Source organism: Sphingobacterium sp. BN32, assembly GCF_030503615.1.
Lineage (GTDB): Bacteria > Bacteroidota > Bacteroidia > Sphingobacteriales > Sphingobacteriaceae > Sphingobacterium.
This window is the reverse complement of sequence record NZ_CP129963.1, coordinates 1,943,659-1,962,323: the sequence shown is the minus strand read 5'-3', so window position 1 is coordinate 1,962,323 and position 18,665 is coordinate 1,943,659. Positions and strand designations below refer to the sequence as shown.

The following is an 18,665-nucleotide window of genomic DNA, read 5'->3' as shown; positions in this document are numbered from 1 at the left end:
TTCGGGGGCTAATTAATGTATTAATAGTGTAATGTTAAAGCACATCAAAACTAAGTAATTTATTTATTAACGAAAATAGATTCAATAAAATTTCGTCATTTTTCACACAATTTAGTGTGAATTAATATTTATAATCGTGTATTCCGGCTGTTAACATTGGGGATTTCTATTTGCAATGATCAAAAGACTAGAGGTTTATCGTTTTTGCTGTCGTATTAATATGACAATTACCGAAATACAATTTTGAATAGTAGCAATAAAACATACATTTAAAGCATAAAATAAAATACTATGAAAAAACTTGGACTCCTATTGCTGATAAGTGTATTTTTTATCGCATGTAGCGATAACGACGTTAAGCCACCAAAACTTAAGGATCAAATTGCCTCAGATTTGCGAAATACGGTTTGGACGCCCGACCGTGTTGAACTTTTAGAAGGGGATGAGATTGAAGGTACTGTCGTTGAAAATGAAATGGCCGAAATAAAGTCTGTTAGATTTGTAGACAACGTTTTGGAATGCACAAATAAAGATGGCGTCTCGACGCGTTTGGGCTATGATGTATCGAACGCAAATAAAGCAGATGAAATTCCTGATATTATAACGTTAAATGTTAAATCTACATACCCGTATTTCTATATTTTCATCGATAAAAATTATTCGAGCTTTGAACTACAAATAAAGGCTGATAAAACTTCTGCTTTTCATCAAAAAGCGTTTTATACCAAAAAGAACTAAACTGTTGTTTATAAAAACTTCTAAATATTGAAAGCAGACCTAGCAGTCTGCTTTTATGTTTAAAAAAACATAAGCATACAATTGTTACATACAGATTATACATTTATTTAATATCTAACGTTAATAGTTAATGGAAAAGCATTTAGATATGATAAACAATCAAACCTTGAGCAATGAACGTATTTTACAGGGATTACGTTTATTGAATGAAAAACACAAAACATATTTGGAAGACGAAGGGAAATGGTTAGATGGTGGATTTGAGACTTTGGTAACCATCGATACTAATCATGCTGACCCAGATTTATCACCCTTAATGGTGAAAAAGGAGATATTTATGATGTTGCCAAATGATATTCGCGAAGATGTACAGCGTGTAATCGAAGTCGAATAATCCGATAGCAAAACTTCCATAGCACAAAACTGTTCGGCGTTTTAGCTGCGCAATGAATAAAAAAATAGCGGGATTTTATTTCTCGCTTTTTTTATATTCCTTTCTATGCGTACGGAAATATAGGAATGGACGCCATAATTTTGCAGCGTATAAACAGTTATAGTTTTAGTTTTTCTATCCGATTACGAATTGCCGACGTTCGTCGTTTAAAAATATCTGCTAGTTCATTTATTGTTTTGTTCTGATAGAACAGCGATGTTAAGAGATGATCCTCATCAGTAGACCAACGTTTATAAGCATTTCGAAAAGTCTTTCTCAACTCTTTAATATTTTTAGATTTAGGTTTGGTATTACCTAAGGTGCCAGTATATTTTGCGTTAATTCTCTTATCTAATAGATCTTTCAATTCTGCACGTCCAAAATTAACCTGTATATAAGCGAAAGTTATTAATTCAGCAATCTTATTTGCAATGAGAGCGTTTGCCTCATCAGAAATTGACTCTTCTTTAGACATGTTAAGATCTGGGTGGCTGGGAAAGTGGAATACTCCGAAACCGCGTTTAAAACGATCATTTTTATGGAGACAAAATTTCCGCATCCTAACTCTAAGATCCTTCGTTTCTCCAACAAAGCATATTTCATTTGCTTCTATAAATATAAATACCGCCGGTAGATTGGGGAATTGATATTCCCAATTTCTTAAAGGTAGCAGCATTATTCTCTTCGATTTGTTAATGAGTCTGTCTGCTAAATTTGTTAAATATTGATCAATCTGTGTTGAATCCATTATCACCATTTTTATTAAAAATAGTCTTACCGATTCTGGCTAGCAACGAGTTAATGAAAATTTAACATGGATTATTAATTGACTTCGTAAACAAGGTAGAGCGCATAGATTTATTCGCTGAAATTTGTCACAAAAAAAGCCTCTCATTGATTGAAAGGCTTTAAATAAATAGTACGCCAATTAGGGTTCGAACCTAAGACCTACGGTTTAGAAAACCGTTGCTCTATCCAGCTGAGCTATTGGCGCTTTTATTTTGTGAAGCAAAAGTAGCTATTTGAGGGTAAAAAGCAAAATTTTTCCGATAAATTTTATACAACCACCAATAAGTGATTGCTTTCCAACAACATAATTTACAATGTTTACCCCAGCCCTAAAATAAGGGTTTTTGGTGACCGACGCTTAAAAAGTGTGTAAATAGAAAATCAAAAAGAAATTAGTAAGCTGAGTCTATAAAGGATAAAATATTTTGGAGTAATAACAGCTTAAATATCAGTGTTATTAGCATTGTAAGGCCGTTTTTAAGGATATTATTTTCACTTTTTATTTGGAGAACAGATCAGAATTTGTACTTTTGTCGCGGAGAGTTGGCAGAGTGGTCGAATGCGGCGGTCTTGAAAACCGTTAACTGTCACAGGTTCGGGGGTTCGAATCCCTCACTCTCCGCATCCTTTCAAGGAGAAAATATCAAAACCCTATTAATTTCACAATTAATAGGGTTTTTCTTTTTATCAGCATCCAGAATCTTCCCAAAAGTCTTATTTCCAGCGAGACTTTAGCGAGACCTCGCACATAACCATCAAAAGGTCTCGCTAAAACAGTCACCTAGTTGACCAAGAAAATTCAACATCCGAACCATCAGTTGAACATCTTGACACAACACAATTCAAACGATAATTTGAACAAGCAAAATAAGACCACCACGATGAATGCAAGAATTACCACTCACATTTACCCGCGCGCTACAAAAGCCAACGCTCAGGGACTACAGCCCCTATACATCCGGGTCACGATCGACAAGAAGCGGAAAGAATTCACCACCAAGAAATACATAAAACCAAACCAGTGGGATGCAAAACTGACGAAAGTCAAGGGCAACACTGAAGAAGCCCGTTCAATAAACAGCTACCTCGAGCAGCAAAAAGCAAAGCTGACGCAGATCGAACTATTCCTGACCTACCAAAACATCCCGATAACAATAGACAACTTTATGAATGCGTTTCAAGGAAAGAGCCAGGAGCGCGAAAGAACATTGATACCCATATTCATAGAACACAACAGAAAGATAAAGAGCCTCATTGGAATCGAATATTCCGCCGGCACACATGAGCGCTACGAAGTTTCGCTGCAGCACACAAAGAAATATATTAACTTTCAATATGGAGCGGACGATATCGCGATCAGCAAAATCGACCATGCATTTATAACCGGATATGACTACTACCTTAGAACCGAGAAATCCTGCAGCAACAACACCACTGTAAAGTACATTAAGAACTTCAAGAAAATCATCAAATTGTGCATCGCTAACGGTTGGCTATCGACAGACCCATTTTTAAATTACAAACCCAAACTCCAGGAAGTTGAAAGAGATGTGCTAACCGAAACAGAACTGTCGAAGATTATCGCGAAAGAAATCAATATACCGCGCCTGGACATCATTCGCGATCTGTTTATTTTTTCCTGCTACACCGGACTTGCATACATCGACGTAAAGCAACTAACGCAAGACAACTTGGTAAAAGGAATAGACGGCAAGAAATGGATACATACCCATAGGCAGAAAACAAATATTCCCTCAAAGATCCCATTGCTAAAGCAAGCCGAACAGATAATCGATAAATACGAAAATCACCCAAAATCAAACAACGAAACGCGTCTCCTCCCGGTGCCATCAAACCAAAAACTGAACGCCTATCTCAAAGAGCTAGCAACAATATGCGGCATACACAAAGAGTTAACATTTCATTGCGCTAGGCATACCTTCGCGACAACCGTAACACTTTCTAATGGCGTACCGATCGAGTCCGTTTCCAAAATGCTTGGTCATAAAAGCATCCGAACAACACAACACTATGCGAAGATAACCGACCGAAAAGTGGCAAACGATATGGACGAACTAAGATCATTGTTAGAACCAAAAAGCAAAAATCACAATAAGAAGTCTATGTAAAATACTATTTTGCAGAATGATTTCAACCACGATCGAACAACTAACCAAAATTGTAGAACTAGCGGAAGAACACCTGCAGGCAATCGACGAAGAAACATTCGCTTTAAAGGAGTCGACTCTAAAATGGAGTAAGAAAGAAATCTTAGGACATCTGATTGATAGCGTTACCAATAATCACAGACGATTTCTCTTAGCACAATTCCAAGTTAACCCCATAGTTTCCTATGATCAAGACAACTGGTGTAAATACAATCACTATCAAAATATCGACAATCCGCAGCTGATTAAATTATGGAAGGCTCAAAATATCCAACTCATTAATCTTTGGAAGAATCTATCTTCCGATGATCTTCAAAGAAGAGCAAATGATCAGACGTTAGAATTTCTAGCTGCAGACTACAATGCGCATTTAGTCCACCATCTGAGCCAAATTACCGGTCGCACTTACATTTAAGACCAGGCCCACCCGCCACCCGATAAATCAAGCTTCATATCTAAATTTTCAATTATCCAACGTCAACTTAAGCATCCGAATCACAATAACTTAACAATTCCAAAACCTTAATTTATCCTTATAACATCTACATTACGATTGTAATACCCGTAATAGTAAATGCCCAAATGCAATTAACCCTTACCAGAATTAAGTCAGAAATCCATTCCTTTATTAGTTCAAAATCAGAAGAGTACAAGAATGATCACTATCAGTTTTGCGAACAAACAATAAAATTTATTTCTACAATACTGCAGCATGTGAAAGAAAAACACGAAGCGGCACCATTCAAATCCACAAATGACGAAATTTTTTATTTCAAACACATCAAATGTTATCTACTTGCTTCAATTCAACACTACGAATATCTTCAAAACATTGAATTCGAAAAACCAAAATACGACATCGAAATTCAGCTCAAGTTTTATCGATATCATCTAAAACAGATTAAAAAGAAATTAAAGGAATACAATGTCTACTATCGATATTTCCGAGCACAACACAACTACCGCGATGAGCACTATTTCAAACAAATAAACGAGTTTATCTATATCCGCTCCGGAGACTTTTTATTCGAAGTCGAACAAAAACCACAGAGCCCGAGCGTACACATTTTTACACTCGTTGAAGCTCACGATCGTACGCGACTTTACCTCAAAAAAACAATCCGAGAACTCAAATTAACACTGTCTGGTTTAGAATCACCACAAGAAACCTCTAAACTGAAATGGACAAGCTCCAAAACCGATCTTATCGAATTGATATATGCGCTTCACGCTTCTGGAGCATTAAATAATGGAAAAGCCGAACTAAAAGAAATAGCAATACACCTACAGCAAATGTTCGACACAGATTTAGGACAATACAACCGAATATTCTACGACATAAGAGCTCGCAAGGGCAACAAAACAAAATTTATACAAAATCTGAAAGAGGCACTCGAAAAACGAATGAAAGATACAGACAACGAACTCTTTGCATAAAACTTTCACAACACCATCCGGCTTGGGAAAAAGTCACAAATCTAAAGCAGAAATTTATGACAAAAAATAAAATTATGTCAATAGAAATTCTAACAAAAGAAGATTTGAACAGATTTAAAATCGAGCTAATCGCAGAATTCGAAAGAATTCTCGAAACAAAACAACAGATCAAAAAGAAATGGCTTCGATCCAAAGAAGTCGAGAAGATGCTCAACATCTCATCAGCGACCCTACAAAACTACCGAATCTCAGGTGCAATAAAGTTCAGCAAAGTCGGAAGCACCTACTACTATGATCTAGACGCAATCAACAAGATTCTAGACAAAAACGCTATTCTTAATATCGCCTAACCCCAAAAATTCAAAATCAAATGACCAAAAACTCATTTATAACCATGTTTTTTACACCCAAAAAACCTGCTACTAAAAAAGTTTCCCGCAATCGTCCAGAAGCAATAATTCAACGACAAGCTCCCATCAACATATATCTAACACAAAAGATAGCGCCAAAAGCTCTTAACACGAAACGTAATCCGCAAAAAAGCTCCACCCGGAAAACAAAGCGTCAAAAGGCTCAAATATCATTTCTAATCCAACCAATAGTGCCAAAAGCCCCTAAAACTAAACACATCGCTCAATATCGCCCATCCCCAAATATCCAACGCCAAATGCCCATAAGCTTTTATCTAATACCCAAATTAGCGCCCAAAGGTCTCAATACGAAAAAACGATCAAAGCGAAAAACACAACGCCAAATAGACAAAGAAGCATCCCTATTACAACAACTAGCACCAAAACCTCGTACGACTAAGCGCACTACACAATCTCGACCAACCTCTAAAATCCAACAGCAATGCCCAAAAACAAATCTAACCACCTATTTAGCACCTATAGGTCTAAAAACTAGCACAAGCCTCAACACCGTAAAAAACTCAATTCTAACCACCTATTTAGCACCCATAGATCTAAATACTAACTACTAACAAATGAACTACATCAAGCAGCTCACATACTTTTTCAATAAATCAACTGCAGACCCAAACTTTACCCCGACACACATGAGTCTGTTCATTGCTTTATTCCAATGCTGGAACCAGGCGAGATTTCCAAAAAAGATACAGATCATTCGCGACGACATCATGCGACTCGCAAAGATCAATTCTAAGGCCACATATCACAAGGCAATGACATACCTTCATAAAAATGCTTACATCGAATACAAACCATCTTATAATCCCCTAAAAGGAAGCGAAATCGGATTCTTTCCCCCAACTAACATACACAGCAAAACAAATACTGAACCCGTTCAAAATCTGTCCACAAGACCATTAAACGAGCCATATAATAAACAAACAACTAATATCATCAAAGATAATATTAGTCCTCGCGCGAGCTCAAAAAAGGATACAAGCGATCAAAAATTAATCAGGTTAAAAAATCAGGATATTATTGCTTACACAGATAATCCAAGGCAGATCCCGCCACAAATATTCGCAGTAGAAGAATTCTTTATCTCAAATAAATCGACCCTACAGGAAGCACAAAAGTTTCTAAATCACTACACCGCCAACGGATGGCTCGTTGGCGGAAGAAGCCCGATGTTAGATTGGAAAGCATCGGCAAAAAACTGGATAGCAAACTCTTCAAGATTCAACAAAAATGCAAACTCAAACGCGACAACAAGACCACAGCAGCTCCATACAACACCTAAAAAAAATTACTTCGAACCGCTATGACTACGCCAAGGTGATCGAGTTTATCGACAGGAAAGGAAAAGATCTATATGGATTAAAATTCAAGCTCCAAAAGGAGGATCTGCCGGTAATCCTAAAACTCGCAGCATACTTCCTGAGGGACGAAGACTTCTGTGCAAAAGAAAATATCAATCTTGATAAAGGAATCATGCTAACCGGGCCCATAGGCAGCGGTAAAACCAGTCTTATAAATATCTGCAGGTTTTTAGGACAAGGGAAAAACAACTTCATCATAAAAAGCACGAGGGATATAACCTTCGAGTTTATCCAGGATGGATATTTCGTAATTCACAAATATAGTCGCGGAAACCTCTACAGCAGCAATTATCGCAACTATTGCTTTGACGATCTAGGATCAGAACAGAACATGAAATTATACGGAAACGAATGCAACGTAATGGCCGAGATACTGCTCTCCCGATACGACCTATTCATCAGCAAAGGATTACAAACCCACATAACAACAAATCTTTCAGCAACCGAACTCGAACTCTCATACGGAAACAGACTAAGATCCAGGCTCCGCGAGATGTTAAACCTCATAAGTTTCGACACTAAAGTCCCCGACAAAAGAAAATAATAAAAATTATTGCACGTTGACCATTTTCAAAAAACACGTACTTATTTAACTTACCTTTGTCGTTATGAAAGAAATAGCAAACTATTTCGAACTTCATGAATCAGTCAAAAACAGCTTAAAAGAAGAGTCTGTAGACTATCATGGATTTTGTGGCGAAGAGAATTTTCTATTCGATCTCTTCAAGCATATTAACAGCGACTTGGTTTATCTCGTATTCGAGGATGATTTACCGAAGCATCTTGAAAAGAAAGTGAAAAGAATCATAATTCAAGAGCTACAAGCGACAAGGGATCACCCTGAAATTTTGATAGAGTGCAGATGATGTCTGCACTCTTTCTTTCGCCTTACTTCCCGGTTGAGATATTTGAAATTTACATATCTTATTTAAGAATGATTTACCACATAACTTATGACTAAGATGGATACGAATTTCGTCTACACTTTCTCTTAACAACCAAATTTAAACCGAATAAATATATTATATTGGTTATAGCACCACGACCATTTAACCTGTTGGAAGCTCTAATCAAGGTATAAAAGCATGCAGACACTCTACATACTTACTTTACTAATTATTGCAGCAGCTTACGGCTATGTTTCAAAAATTAATATAGACAAAAAGAGACGAAAGAAACAACAATTTGAGGAACAGTTACGACCGTATCAACAGTTTTTAGAAGAAAACTCGAATACGATTGAAACTTTAAAAACTAAGATCGATAATCTGTCGTCGAATAAATACCATTCGTACACCGAATTTCAAGTGATTGTAAAACAAATAAGCAACCTACATTCTTACAGGATTCCCAATATTGAAATAAACAATAATAAATTACACAATGCCAACCTACAATTGCTTTCGTTTGCAGCCAACTCAGAAAAAGTTCGTGCTGAGAAAAACATGAGATTTATAGCAGAGGAAAAGCAATCGCAAACGGAGTATTTCGCTTCAATATTGAACAATCCGCTCGATGAACAACAAATTGACGCAATTCTTCACGACGAGGATAATTGTTTAATAATTGCCGGTGCCGGATGTGGCAAAACTACTACTGTTCAGGGCAAGGTAAATTACCTTCTAGACAACAAATTAGCTGCCCCTGGAGAAATATTATTACTATCGTTCTCAAAGGATAGCGCGACCGATCTAGAAAAAAAGCTAGGATCAAAAAACGTCGAATGTATGACATTTCACAGTTTGGCTCATAAAATAATTTCTAAGACCATTCAACCACCCGATATTTTTGATCCTAAAGAATTTGAGAGTCTAATAAAATCAATACATTCAAGGCTTTTAAATAATCCAAAATACCTCAAGACCTACAACGACTTTATTATTAATGGGATTCGCATTACAAGAGATGAAAATGAATTCGATGATCTTGAAGAACTTGTTCAGTACAACAAAGACGCAGAGTTCAATTCCATAAAAGCGATGATGGCTCGCAAACAAACAAACAATGGAAGCAGTTTAAAAAGCAAACTCCGTTTGAGCACGATAAACAATGAATATGTCAAGAGTGGACAAGAGTGTTATATTGCAAACTTTCTGTTTCTCAATAGAATTAATTATAGCTATGAGAGCGTCTATTTCCCACAAGATTTAGAAAGAGAAACCTTAGTAGAATTTGACCTTAGTAAGAAAAAGTATCGACCAGATTTTACCATCTACCTTAATGGTTACGACGAATCAAGCATAAAACATTGTGATAATCCGGAGGACAACGTCATATTTCTAGAACATTACGGGATTGATAAAGACGGCAATACTCCCAAATTTTTTCAATCTCCAAATAAGGATATAAGTGCGCGTGATTACTATATCGAATTAATGGAGTGGAAAGACAAAGTTCATGAAGCCTTTGGTACACGATTAATTAAAACGTACAGTCATCAATTTCAAGACAAAACTATTGATAACCATCTGAAAAAGATCCTAAAGGAAATGGGCGTTGTTTTAAATCCGATGACTGAAACCGAGGTCCTTGAGATTTTGGATACGGCATACTCGAAAGAAATTGAAGCTACAATGGGCCTAATAATGACTTTCATTAACTTAGTAAAATCCAATAAAAAATCTTTCCCAGAAATCTATAAGCAAAATCAAGACAGTCCTAATCAAGCTGTGAGAGATAGAAACAAGTCGATCCTAGCAATCATCGATGTAATCTATCAGGAATATCAAAAGCATTTACGATCTAAACAATTACTTGATTTTAACGATCTGATTAACTTCGCCACAGACTTAATTGAAACCAACAAATTTCACTCAAAATACAGGTATATCATTGTAGACGAATTCCAAGATATATCAATTAATAGGGCGAATTTTTTGAAGTTATTGAAAGATCAGTCGACTGCCAGGCTATTCGCGGTTGGTGATGACTGGCAATCTATATATAGATTTGCGGGTTCAGATTTAACTTTATTCAATCAATTTCAAAACAACTTCGGATATTCTATCATAAGAAAGATTGAAACGACCTATCGGTTCGCAAATCCGTTGATAGAGATTAGCGGTAAATTCATCCTAAAAAACCCAAATCAAACACCTAAGAATCTACGTTCTAGAAAAACAAATGAAACTACTGTCAAATTGCTGGATAGCAAGATTAATGATAAAATTAATATTGAAGACGTCAAAAGAATATTGAATGAAGTTTTCAAAGATGTTGGCACCGATTTAAATACAAAATCAATTCTCTTATTGGGTCGATATAATCTAGATTTTAAAGATTTAGAACAGCATGTTAAAAACAGAAAAATTAGAGTAAAATCCCTTTTAAAGCGAACAATTACCGATGCTCAAGGAAATGAAGCGAACGAGCAACTTAATTTTGATAATGAACTCCAACTTTTAACAGTACATAAATCAAAGGGACTTGAAAGCGATATAGTGATACTAATAAACTGTGAAAGCGGGCGGTTCGGATTCCCAGCTGAGCTATCAGATGACTTAATCCTTGATTTAATTCTTAGTGCCGACGATACGTTTAAGAATGGAGAAGAAAGAAGGGCAATGTACGTTGCAATGACCCGAGCGAAAGAACGGTTTTATTTCTACGGCCCAAAAAACAAATTATCCAAATTTGTGAGGGAAATGTTCCCGAACGAATTCACTAACCCAGATGCGGAAATTTGCCATCGATGCGGAGGAATTATGAAGTTCCTAAAAACCTATACAAATTCCTTCGGAACCTCGCAGCTCTATATCTGCACGAATAAAAGTTTCGGATGTGCCACCACAAGATTTATTAACCAGAAACCAAATAAAGGAAAGCGTTAATAATATGCGCAGTGATTAAAACACAACAAAGCATTCCAAACTTCATATGTTCTGAAATTAAGTAAGCTATATTTTAAGCTGATTCTATAACTGCTCAATAATTTCCTTTTGATGGAATCACGTGACGCACTCCACCTCGAGGATTTTCCATATCACCCTCATAGCGAGGAATAATATGACAATGAAAATGAAAAACTGTTTGACCTGCAGTAGCACCGCAATTCATTCCAATATTATATCCCTCAGGGCTATTTTCCTCCTCAATCAACTGCTTGGCTTTAGCTATTGCAACAGGAAGATTTATAACCTCATCCTGCGTCAATTCGAAATAATCGCGGCGAACCTCGTTAGAAATAATCAATAGATGGCCTGGATTGACAGGAAAACCATCTTTTATAATAAAGAAGTAATCATTTCTATATAGAATCTTGTCTGGAGTAATCGAAGTAAAATCTTTCATTAAAATGTTGCTTTTTGTTCAGTAAGAGGCGACCATTGTTGAATTGACAAACTTAAAGATAAATTGTATTGGTGCTGCAAAAACTTTTGTCTATCACGCGGTGTTCGACCTGTTTGATTAATAATTGTTTCTCCAAGTGGATGCTTGCTATTAACATAAAACTCATTCCTCCTGTAAAGTCTTTCTAAAAATCTGATTTCAGGTATCCGAGCTCTTTTATGATTATTTACGAATCTATCTGCTAATACAAGATTCCAAATACCGTTCACATTGCCACCGCCATCATTAATCGTCAGCTTATGAACATGAGGAAAAAAATGATCAACCTCACAAAGATTTGTTGAACCAGAAATAATTGAAATATCTTGAAAAGAATAAAAGCATTTTCCTTTTTGATATCCATTTAAAGAGGCACGTGCTGAAGTAATATCCTTTCTCTTCATAAAATCACTTTCTATGTAGAGAACCTCTAAATTATCGCTAATTTTCACTTCTAAAAGAGTTGGAGAAACATTCAAATTCCAAGCAGTTTCAACAAGATTCCAACGTGCATTAAGTTCATCGTCTAGGTTCGAAAATTGCACGCTTTCTCCCAGCTTCAACAATTCATCGGTAATTACCAATCGTTTTGAGTTGCCGTTAAAATCCTTTTCGTAAAATTTCGAAGGAATTACGCCACCATTGATGTTTTGAAACGCGTCGATCACATTTACAAATCCGTATCGCTCAGTGACAGTCAAAAGCTCGTCATAGGAAATCTCTCCGACGTTGAAATTACGACACGCATTTAAAAATTTACTAGTCGTAGAATTGCCTTGCTTATCACTACTCTTAATATGATCTAATATACTTTCTACAAATAAAGGTGACAAATCTTTGAGTGTTACCTCATCGACACCTTTCGATACTAAATTTAGTAAAGCTTTCCCAAACGCAAATTTATAAGTCGCGGAGTTTTTCCCGAATAGTATCAATGCTCGCCATTGTGATTCCACACTAGGATCATTCGCCTGAAAATTTATCTCCATTCTCGGTTTTTTTAATTGAATTAAGGCTAAAGATCATTTACCAACCTTACACCTTAATAAGACTTATTAATAAATTGTCTTAAAGTTAGAATTAAGTTTACTATTGAATTGAATTTTCGCAATAAATTACACTTGCAATCGGTAGTATACGAATGCAATGCTTGATAGAGAATAGCGGGCAGCCATCAAATAGAACAAAATTCTCCTAAAATCTATTTATAATTAGATTATTCCGAAACGAGGAGAATCTTTCTTCTCCAAACGCGACTTTTATTCTATAAGTGTCCCCATAACTTGGAGTTGTTTGAAAATACGAATAAAGTAATTGAAATTCACGAATATATTTATCCAGTTCCCGATTAACACTAACGTCGATGTCAGAATCATTTTGTCCATATATTGCCTTTAAAAAAGTCTCTATTTCAAACATTAAATCCCAAACTTCATTATAAGTAGGGAACAAATCTTCTGTCATTCGGTTAAAATCTTTATCAGAATGGGCGTAAAATTTATCTCGTAACACACGAAGTTTTGCGACGGTCGAATTCGAATCATTATTTTGAATAACCAATAAAATTTGATTAAAACACGTTAGGTCATAATTATGATCCCATTCTTTGTTGGAAAGTTTATTGTAAAATTTCTGAATGCTGAATTTGTCGCCACCACTTTTGGAAATAATTTTATTGATTTCTAAAACGAAGATTATCCACGAATTCCTACATAATTGATTATACCCGGCAGACTCCTTTCTGACGATGAAATCAAAGATATCCAAATCATATTCCTCAGAAACCAATCGTCCAAATTTTTCAAAATAGTTTTTCGGACTGCGCATAAGATGTGCTTCTGCTAATTCAACTTTTGATTTCCAATACAAAAGGTATATTTTTCCAAGATCTGATATTGGCATAATTCGAGGTTAAAGTTTTAATTATTCTACCAAACGCTGAATATTATTTGAGGGAACGCCACATCCTATAAATCAAAAACGTCAATAGAATCCGATTCAGCTCGTTTTCTTCGTATATCACGCAATAAATTCAATGCGTAATCGTAATTTAAATATTCAGTAATCGAACCTAAAAATACTAATATACGGATCTCTAAATCGAAAATTTCTAAACTGTTGAAAATTGAATCGGGGTGATTTAAAAATATAGTTTCTAGTTTCTTCTCATCCATCAATCTCCGCGTCTTTCTTGAGATGAATTGATCTGTCGCTTCAAATACATCGCTAGCTTCTAATACTTCATCATCCCAATCGAAATCTTTGAATTTTACAGGGCGGAATAAATGTGGGTATCTCCGACTAATTATTTTTGTTATCGTATAATGGTAACGATCCTTTTGTATCAAGAGAATATCCTCTTCACGGTTTGAAAGCATTAAATCCCCTTCATAAATTGAAGAATTATTATCCATTTCCAATGCGAATCTGTCAAGTGCTAGTTGTTGCATAGAACTGTATTGTGGATCGAACTCGTCACCTGGTATTAGGGTTAACATGACATAACTGTTAAACAATATGGATCTTCTAAATTTTTCTTCATCTGTTTGACCAGTTTCTCTAGACAGTGGAATGATTACATTTTTTTCGTAATCATTCAACAATTCTATGACAAAACTCTGCTCAAAAGCAATGGGATCTATTACAGAATACAGGTCGATTAGGTTTTCAAATGTATAAATTTTAGAGCTGCGGAATAATTTTTTTAGAAGAGGCTCTTTATCCTGGATATCGACATATATGTATTGAGCACAAAAATATTCTTGTAGAGACTTGTGAGCCCATCGCACATACCCAGCATCATCCAGAAAAAGCGGAACTGTAGTTAAAAGGTCACGAAGGAAGTCTGATTCCTTAAAATCTAAATCTCTCCATTTTGTTTTAGCCTTACTTAAGACTTTTAACAATTCATCTTTTGTATATTCAATTTTTTGAAGTTCAAATAGAGTATGCATACCCAGAAACCGAAGTACCTTTTCGAAATCGTCAATATCGAGTTTAGAATGTTTTGGATGTTGAAACGACTCACCTTTCGCCAAATCGTGTGACTCGAAAATAGCGTCGTATACTTGACGATAAAATAGATGCTTTTTAAGTGGTACAGTTGGTTTGTAATTAAAAGAAGTAAAAAGAAGTGAAACCAATAGGGGATTTGAGTAAAATTCTTCAATACCTTCATTAACATCGTCCTCCAGACGACGAATCAAAGCTTTGGACGTTTCACCATACCGGTCGTAACGTTCAATTAGTTCAAAAGCTTCCTTTTTGCACAAAGGTTTAATTCGTAACTCTTTAAATCCTGGAAGCGACGTTAGCTCCTTTTCTGGTCTTGACGTGAGAACAAATGTGTTTTTATTCGTCTTATCGATAAATCGTTTGATAGTTTTAGTAACAACTGCTCTGTGTTGGGGAGCTATTTCATCGAATCCATCCAATAAAAAGAGAAAACCACCATCAATAAATACTTCGATCATTGATTTTTCATCAATACTGCGATGCAGCGGAAGCAATAAATTTTGCAATTCATCTATTATCGAATGTGATTCATTCAATCGACGGAGATCGATTAAAATGGGCATTTTTTCTATTTCTTTAAATGACAATAAAAAAAGCACTCTCAAAAGAGTAGATTTTCCCATGCCCGCAGTATCCGTAACAAGAATTCGATTATTCTTCTCAAATAATAATGAGGGAAAACTTGTTATATGATATTCTTCTTTTCGTTCACCGAACGGACAATACAGCGTTGCCGGAATATAAATATCGTCTAATTTTCTAGGCGCACCTTTAAGTCCTATTAAATTGATTGTTGATAGATGGTTTACAGTAATATTTAAGTATTCAGAATAAACTTCCGGACTAAAATTTGAGCCTTTCTGCTGAGTCGCTTTTCTTTTATCTACAAAGGTCTCGATTACAGTCTTTATTAGGGGACTACCAACATCTAATATTAGTTTGACAATTTCTGTATCCATATATCGATTTTCATAATTTGAAGAACTTTAAATATATGTATTCTTTATAAAAGAAAAATCAAATTTTTATGAATGCAGATAATTTGAATAATTCTCCCCCGCACAGGAAATAAGGTGCTCGGCGCCCGCCGTCAGCAAGGAAAAGGCCAAAGCGCCATAGCCCTCTTGGCGGAAGTGCCAGCACACCAAGGCCGCCAAGAGAGCTATGGCGCCCTTCGGGGCTACGCCTTTGGCCTGTTCCTTGCGGTTCCGGCGTTCTTCTCGCGGCGGCTCCCTGTGCCTTTTGCGGAGCTTCCCATCCAACACAATCCCAACCCACGGAAGCACCGCAAAATTCACCCGCCGCCCGGTATAAGGCTCACCTGCTAAAAGCTTGGGCTGCGGGGGCATGCGGCCAAGAAACACAGCCCCGTGCCAATCGAGCCCCCTTGTGTAGTCCCTTTTTTAACTGTCTCGATTTTTGAATACCCAGCCCACGAACAACAGCCAACGCACATCAAAAAAACGAGCCAGTAAAAAGGGCCTACAGAGCCGGTCCCTCCGGGGCAAGCCCCTCCCGGTCCCGGCCCCCTGCGCTTAATTCGCAAGGGTTCGCGCACTAGGCGGCGGACTTTTTGCAACTGAAAAAGTTGCAAACACCGCCGCCTCGCCACCCCACGCCGACACACTATCCCAACGCACGCCCATTTTGGCCGACCCACCCCGGCAAAGCCGTTTTTTCCATCGCGGGCCAAGCTATTTAACATAACTGGGAGTTATATGACTTTCCGGCATGCTAGTACAGTGAGTCAGATAACTCAGTTATATTAAATAGCCCCACAGGCCACCTCCACGGCCGCCCAGCCCGCGCCCAACGCAACCCAACACACGTACCCAATCACACATCCAATCCGCTCATCCAAAGTCGCACCCTTTCTAATCCATGCCCGCCACGCGTGCAGAAAGTCGCGCAACCCTTCGTCCCGGGGACACCGCCGAGGCAAACTCCGGGTGCACTCCATCAATTGAAGGACCGCTTCGCGGCCAAGCAACGATTGCGTGGCTCCGCCGTGCAATCTAACACAACCCGACACATTCCCGACCCGCACACCCCTTTATCAATTTGGGCTTCTGCTTTCTAGTAAGGATAGTGCTATAAAAAACCAAAAAAAGGAGTTAAAGATAATTTAGCCACGCTAAACAGCAAGCCGTTTTTTAAACAATTGTCCTGCTCGGAAATTCTTTAAAAAACAGCTTGCTTTATTAGCGCAGCTAAATTCAAAATCAACTTTCTTTTTTTTCTTTTTTTTTCTTTTAGGAATGGTTACCAAAGGAAGTCTTTCTAAAAGGGTGACGACCGAAGAACATATCGCCGAAATCATGATGTGAAATCTTCGATTTCAGTCCCCAAGCGCGCGCTGCGGGCCCCTAATATTCTTTTTGTCGCGATAATCGAAAAAGCGAATAATAATCAGTCAGGATATCGAAATTCTTTCCCACAAATTTGAATCTCTCAAAAAGCAGATTACAGAAAGGTTATAAACATAAAGCAGACCGAAGATCTTGTAAAACACAACCTTACTGATTTGTAAAATCAGCAAGAGTCCTAAAATGTAAACGCAAAAGAAACCGTATTTTTGCAGTAAATAACAAAAATGGAAAAGGGGATAAACTAATAGATCTCGAAGATAAAAACATCTGTTTTAATATATATATATATATATACCGATAGAATAATGGATACTGCATTGATTTTGAAAATAGAGCATAGAAAAGGATTAATTAGCGATTACGAATCTGCCAAGCATTTCCTTGAACAATCTGATTTATTAAGGCAGTTGTTAGCCGAAAATTTTCAATTTGAATCCTACCAATTGATGAATCGATTAAATGAGATTGCCGAGATTCCTTTTACCCAGTATATACCTAAAGTCCAGGAGTGGTTAGCAATACTAAATAGTCTAACCGCTTGTGATGAAGGGTTTTCTTTAACGAAAAAAAAGGACTATATTCTCTCTTGTTACAATGGAATGCTTACCAGTCTTTTTATTAGAATGGAATATTCAAACCACAAAGAAATACATCAAGGTATCAATTGGATAACAAAATATCAGAGGTTTGAACGAAATACACCAACAGAATGGAATGGTTCTGGTATTCTAAGATATGGCGGATGTTTAAAAGCAATCCCATGTTATATCGGAATTGTGAAATCAATAATAGCTCTTTCTGAATATAAAAAAAGTATTTATTATCAATCGAATCAAATTGTTGAATCCAAATTTAACCAAGGTATCGATTATATTTTAAATCAAAATGTATATCTCCGCAAATCAACAAGCGAACCGATAACTAACTATATCACATCTTTATCTTATCCTTTTACGTGGAAAACTAATGTAATTGAGATTTTACGGATGTTAAAGTCTAATGGTTTTGTAAACGACTCTCGGTGTAATTTTGCAATGGAGTATTTAAAATCTAAACAGAAAGATAATGGAATCTGGTATGCAAACGCAGGATATAAACCTAAAGGGTGGATTCTATTTGATAAGCCAAAAGAATCGAGCTTATGGATAAGCCAAGAAATACAGGAAATATTGGAAATATCTAATAATAATTGCCCTCTTGAGTAATCAATTCCAGATTGGGAACGAACAGATAATCGCATTTATCAACGATCGAAACATTCTTATCAGACTGATAATTCAGTAGTAGATGATATAACTGAAAAAGCGGAGAAAACTTTCATGTTTCCATTGAAACACCAACAGGAATGAAAGTTCTTGATGGCCTTTGAAAACAGACACTTTCAGAAAAAAAACACTAAATAAGAAAAAGCCTGGTGTCCTGCCAGGCTTAATCATAAAATAAAGATAATTACGCTCGAATAAGCCACCACGACCTATACGCGCTATTTGACCATAAGGTCCGTGAGTAAAATTAAAAGAAATCTAACGCTTTCCCCAGCCGCAAAAACGTATATATTTTGATGAGCCTTGCCAATTAAAATTGTTGGGTAAACGCAG

The 18,665-nt window shown here is 36.6% G+C and carries 18 protein-coding genes and 2 tRNA genes; 13 read left to right on the top strand and 7 right to left on the bottom strand.

What is annotated here, in order from left to right:
- Window positions 1-291 precede the first annotated feature (291 nt).
- Together QYC40_RS08230 and QYC40_RS08225 are read left to right on the top strand one after the other, a co-directional pair.
- Window positions 292-738 (top strand): hypothetical protein, encoded by a 447-nt coding sequence (locus QYC40_RS08230; RefSeq protein WP_301993477.1) that lies wholly within the window; start codon window positions 292-294, stop codon window positions 736-738.
- A gap of 148 nt (window positions 739-886) precedes the next feature.
- On the top strand, window positions 887-1,132 hold the full coding sequence (locus tag QYC40_RS08225) for a hypothetical protein (RefSeq protein ID WP_301993476.1): 246 nt from the start codon (window positions 887-889) through the stop codon (window positions 1,130-1,132).
- A gap of 157 nt (window positions 1,133-1,289) precedes the next feature.
- Here the strand turns inward: QYC40_RS08225 and QYC40_RS08220 are convergent, their stop codons facing one another.
- Window positions 1,290-1,919 (bottom strand): hypothetical protein, encoded by a 630-nt coding sequence (locus QYC40_RS08220; protein WP_301993475.1) that lies wholly within the window; start codon window positions 1,917-1,919, stop codon window positions 1,290-1,292.
- A gap of 172 nt (window positions 1,920-2,091) precedes the next feature.
- Window positions 2,092-2,165, bottom strand: a tRNA-Arg gene (locus QYC40_RS08215).
- Between the two features lie 332 nt (window positions 2,166-2,497).
- Between QYC40_RS08215 and QYC40_RS08210 the strand changes: the two genes are divergently transcribed.
- The 10 genes from QYC40_RS08210 (at window position 2,498) to QYC40_RS08165 (ending at window position 11,184) form a co-directional block, all read left to right on the top strand.
- A tRNA-Ser gene (locus QYC40_RS08210) sits at window positions 2,498-2,582 on the top strand.
- Window positions 2,583-2,745: 163 nt separating this feature from the next.
- A complete protein-coding gene (locus QYC40_RS08205) occupies window positions 2,746-4,089 on the top strand; it encodes a site-specific integrase (protein ID WP_301993474.1) in 1,344 nt (447 codons plus the stop codon).
- Window positions 4,090-4,105: 16 nt separating this feature from the next.
- Window positions 4,106-4,543 (top strand): DinB family protein, encoded by a 438-nt coding sequence (locus tag QYC40_RS08200; protein ID WP_301993473.1) that lies wholly within the window; start codon window positions 4,106-4,108, stop codon window positions 4,541-4,543.
- Between the two features lie 299 nt (window positions 4,544-4,842).
- Window positions 4,843-5,565, top strand: a complete 723-nt coding sequence (locus QYC40_RS08195) for an RteC domain-containing protein (protein ID WP_301993472.1) — start codon at window positions 4,843-4,845, stop codon at window positions 5,563-5,565.
- A gap of 74 nt (window positions 5,566-5,639) precedes the next feature.
- Window positions 5,640-5,915 (top strand): helix-turn-helix domain-containing protein, encoded by a 276-nt coding sequence (locus QYC40_RS08190; RefSeq protein WP_301993471.1) that lies wholly within the window; start codon window positions 5,640-5,642, stop codon window positions 5,913-5,915.
- Window positions 5,916-5,935: 20 nt separating this feature from the next.
- Entirely contained in the window at window positions 5,936-6,547 is a 612-nt protein-coding gene (locus QYC40_RS08185; protein WP_301993470.1) for a hypothetical protein, read from the top strand.
- A 3-nt stretch (window positions 6,548-6,550) separates the two neighbouring features.
- The gene (locus QYC40_RS08180) at window positions 6,551-7,300 is read left to right on the top strand and encodes a transcriptional regulator (protein ID WP_301993469.1); all 750 of its coding nucleotides are present in this window, start codon (window positions 6,551-6,553) and stop codon (window positions 7,298-7,300) included.
- Window positions 7,301-7,310: 10 nt separating this feature from the next.
- Complete coding sequence (locus QYC40_RS08175) at window positions 7,311-7,898, top strand: ATPase (RefSeq protein WP_301993468.1); 588 nt, start codon at window positions 7,311-7,313, stop codon at window positions 7,896-7,898.
- Window positions 7,899-7,962: 64 nt separating this feature from the next.
- Complete coding sequence (locus QYC40_RS08170; protein WP_301993467.1) at window positions 7,963-8,220, top strand: hypothetical protein; 258 nt, start codon at window positions 7,963-7,965, stop codon at window positions 8,218-8,220.
- 219 nt (window positions 8,221-8,439) lie between these two features.
- Complete coding sequence (locus tag QYC40_RS08165) at window positions 8,440-11,184, top strand: UvrD-helicase domain-containing protein (protein WP_301993466.1); 2,745 nt, start codon at window positions 8,440-8,442, stop codon at window positions 11,182-11,184.
- A 94-nt stretch (window positions 11,185-11,278) separates the two neighbouring features.
- Here QYC40_RS08165 and QYC40_RS08160 read toward each other — a convergent pair whose 3' ends face one another.
- The 5 genes from QYC40_RS08160 to QYC40_RS08140 form a co-directional block, all read right to left on the bottom strand.
- A complete protein-coding gene (locus tag QYC40_RS08160; RefSeq protein WP_301993465.1) occupies window positions 11,279-11,644 on the bottom strand; it encodes an HIT family protein in 366 nt (121 codons plus the stop codon).
- Complete coding sequence (locus tag QYC40_RS08155) at window positions 11,644-12,672, bottom strand: HNH endonuclease domain-containing protein (protein WP_301993463.1); 1,029 nt, start codon at window positions 12,670-12,672, stop codon at window positions 11,644-11,646. Before QYC40_RS08155 ends, QYC40_RS08160 begins: the two co-directional genes overlap by 1 nt.
- Before the next feature lie 205 nt (window positions 12,673-12,877).
- Window positions 12,878-13,585, bottom strand: a complete 708-nt coding sequence (locus QYC40_RS08150; RefSeq protein WP_301993462.1) for a hypothetical protein — start codon at window positions 13,583-13,585, stop codon at window positions 12,878-12,880.
- Window positions 13,586-13,650: 65 nt separating this feature from the next.
- On the bottom strand, window positions 13,651-15,657 hold the full coding sequence (locus QYC40_RS08145; RefSeq protein WP_301993461.1) for an NACHT domain-containing NTPase: 2,007 nt from the start codon (window positions 15,655-15,657) through the stop codon (window positions 13,651-13,653).
- Between the two features lie 58 nt (window positions 15,658-15,715).
- The gene (locus QYC40_RS08140) at window positions 15,716-15,976 is read right to left on the bottom strand and encodes a hypothetical protein (protein WP_301993460.1); all 261 of its coding nucleotides are present in this window, start codon (window positions 15,974-15,976) and stop codon (window positions 15,716-15,718) included.
- Window positions 15,977-17,372: 1,396 nt separating this feature from the next.
- Here QYC40_RS08140 and QYC40_RS08135 point away from each other — a divergent pair.
- Window positions 17,373-18,272, top strand: a complete 900-nt coding sequence (locus QYC40_RS08135) for a hypothetical protein (protein WP_301993459.1) — start codon at window positions 17,373-17,375, stop codon at window positions 18,270-18,272.
- Window positions 18,273-18,665: the final 393 nt, after the last annotated feature.

Bases quoted from the DNA above. Each gene is read 5' to 3' on its own strand.
- QYC40_RS08170 (WP_301993467.1), top strand. From the start codon at position 7,963: ATGAAAGAAATAGCAAACTATTTCGAACTTCATGAATCAGTCAAAAAC.
- QYC40_RS08155 (WP_301993463.1), bottom strand. From the start codon at position 12,672: ATGGAGATAAATTTTCAGGCGAATGATCCTAGTGTGGAATCACAATGG.
- QYC40_RS08145 (WP_301993461.1), bottom strand. From the start codon at position 15,657: ATGGATACAGAAATTGTCAAACTAATATTAGATGTTGGTAGTCCCCTA.
- QYC40_RS08230 (WP_301993477.1), top strand. From the start codon at position 292: ATGAAAAAACTTGGACTCCTATTGCTGATAAGTGTATTTTTTATCGCA.
- QYC40_RS08225 (WP_301993476.1), top strand. From the start codon at position 887: ATGATAAACAATCAAACCTTGAGCAATGAACGTATTTTACAGGGATTA.
- QYC40_RS08180 (WP_301993469.1), top strand. From the start codon at position 6,551: ATGAACTACATCAAGCAGCTCACATACTTTTTCAATAAATCAACTGCA.
- QYC40_RS08150 (WP_301993462.1), bottom strand. From the start codon at position 13,585: ATGCCAATATCAGATCTTGGAAAAATATACCTTTTGTATTGGAAATCA.
- QYC40_RS08165 (WP_301993466.1), top strand. From the start codon at position 8,440: ATGCAGACACTCTACATACTTACTTTACTAATTATTGCAGCAGCTTAC.
- QYC40_RS08190 (WP_301993471.1), top strand. From the start codon at position 5,640: ATGTCAATAGAAATTCTAACAAAAGAAGATTTGAACAGATTTAAAATC.
- QYC40_RS08185 (WP_301993470.1), top strand. From the start codon at position 5,936: ATGACCAAAAACTCATTTATAACCATGTTTTTTACACCCAAAAAACCT.
- QYC40_RS08135 (WP_301993459.1), top strand. From the start codon at position 17,373: ATGGATACTGCATTGATTTTGAAAATAGAGCATAGAAAAGGATTAATT.
- QYC40_RS08220 (WP_301993475.1), bottom strand. From the start codon at position 1,919: ATGGATTCAACACAGATTGATCAATATTTAACAAATTTAGCAGACAGA.
- QYC40_RS08160 (WP_301993465.1), bottom strand. From the start codon at position 11,644: ATGAAAGATTTTACTTCGATTACTCCAGACAAGATTCTATATAGAAAT.
- QYC40_RS08200 (WP_301993473.1), top strand. From the start codon at position 4,106: ATGATTTCAACCACGATCGAACAACTAACCAAAATTGTAGAACTAGCG.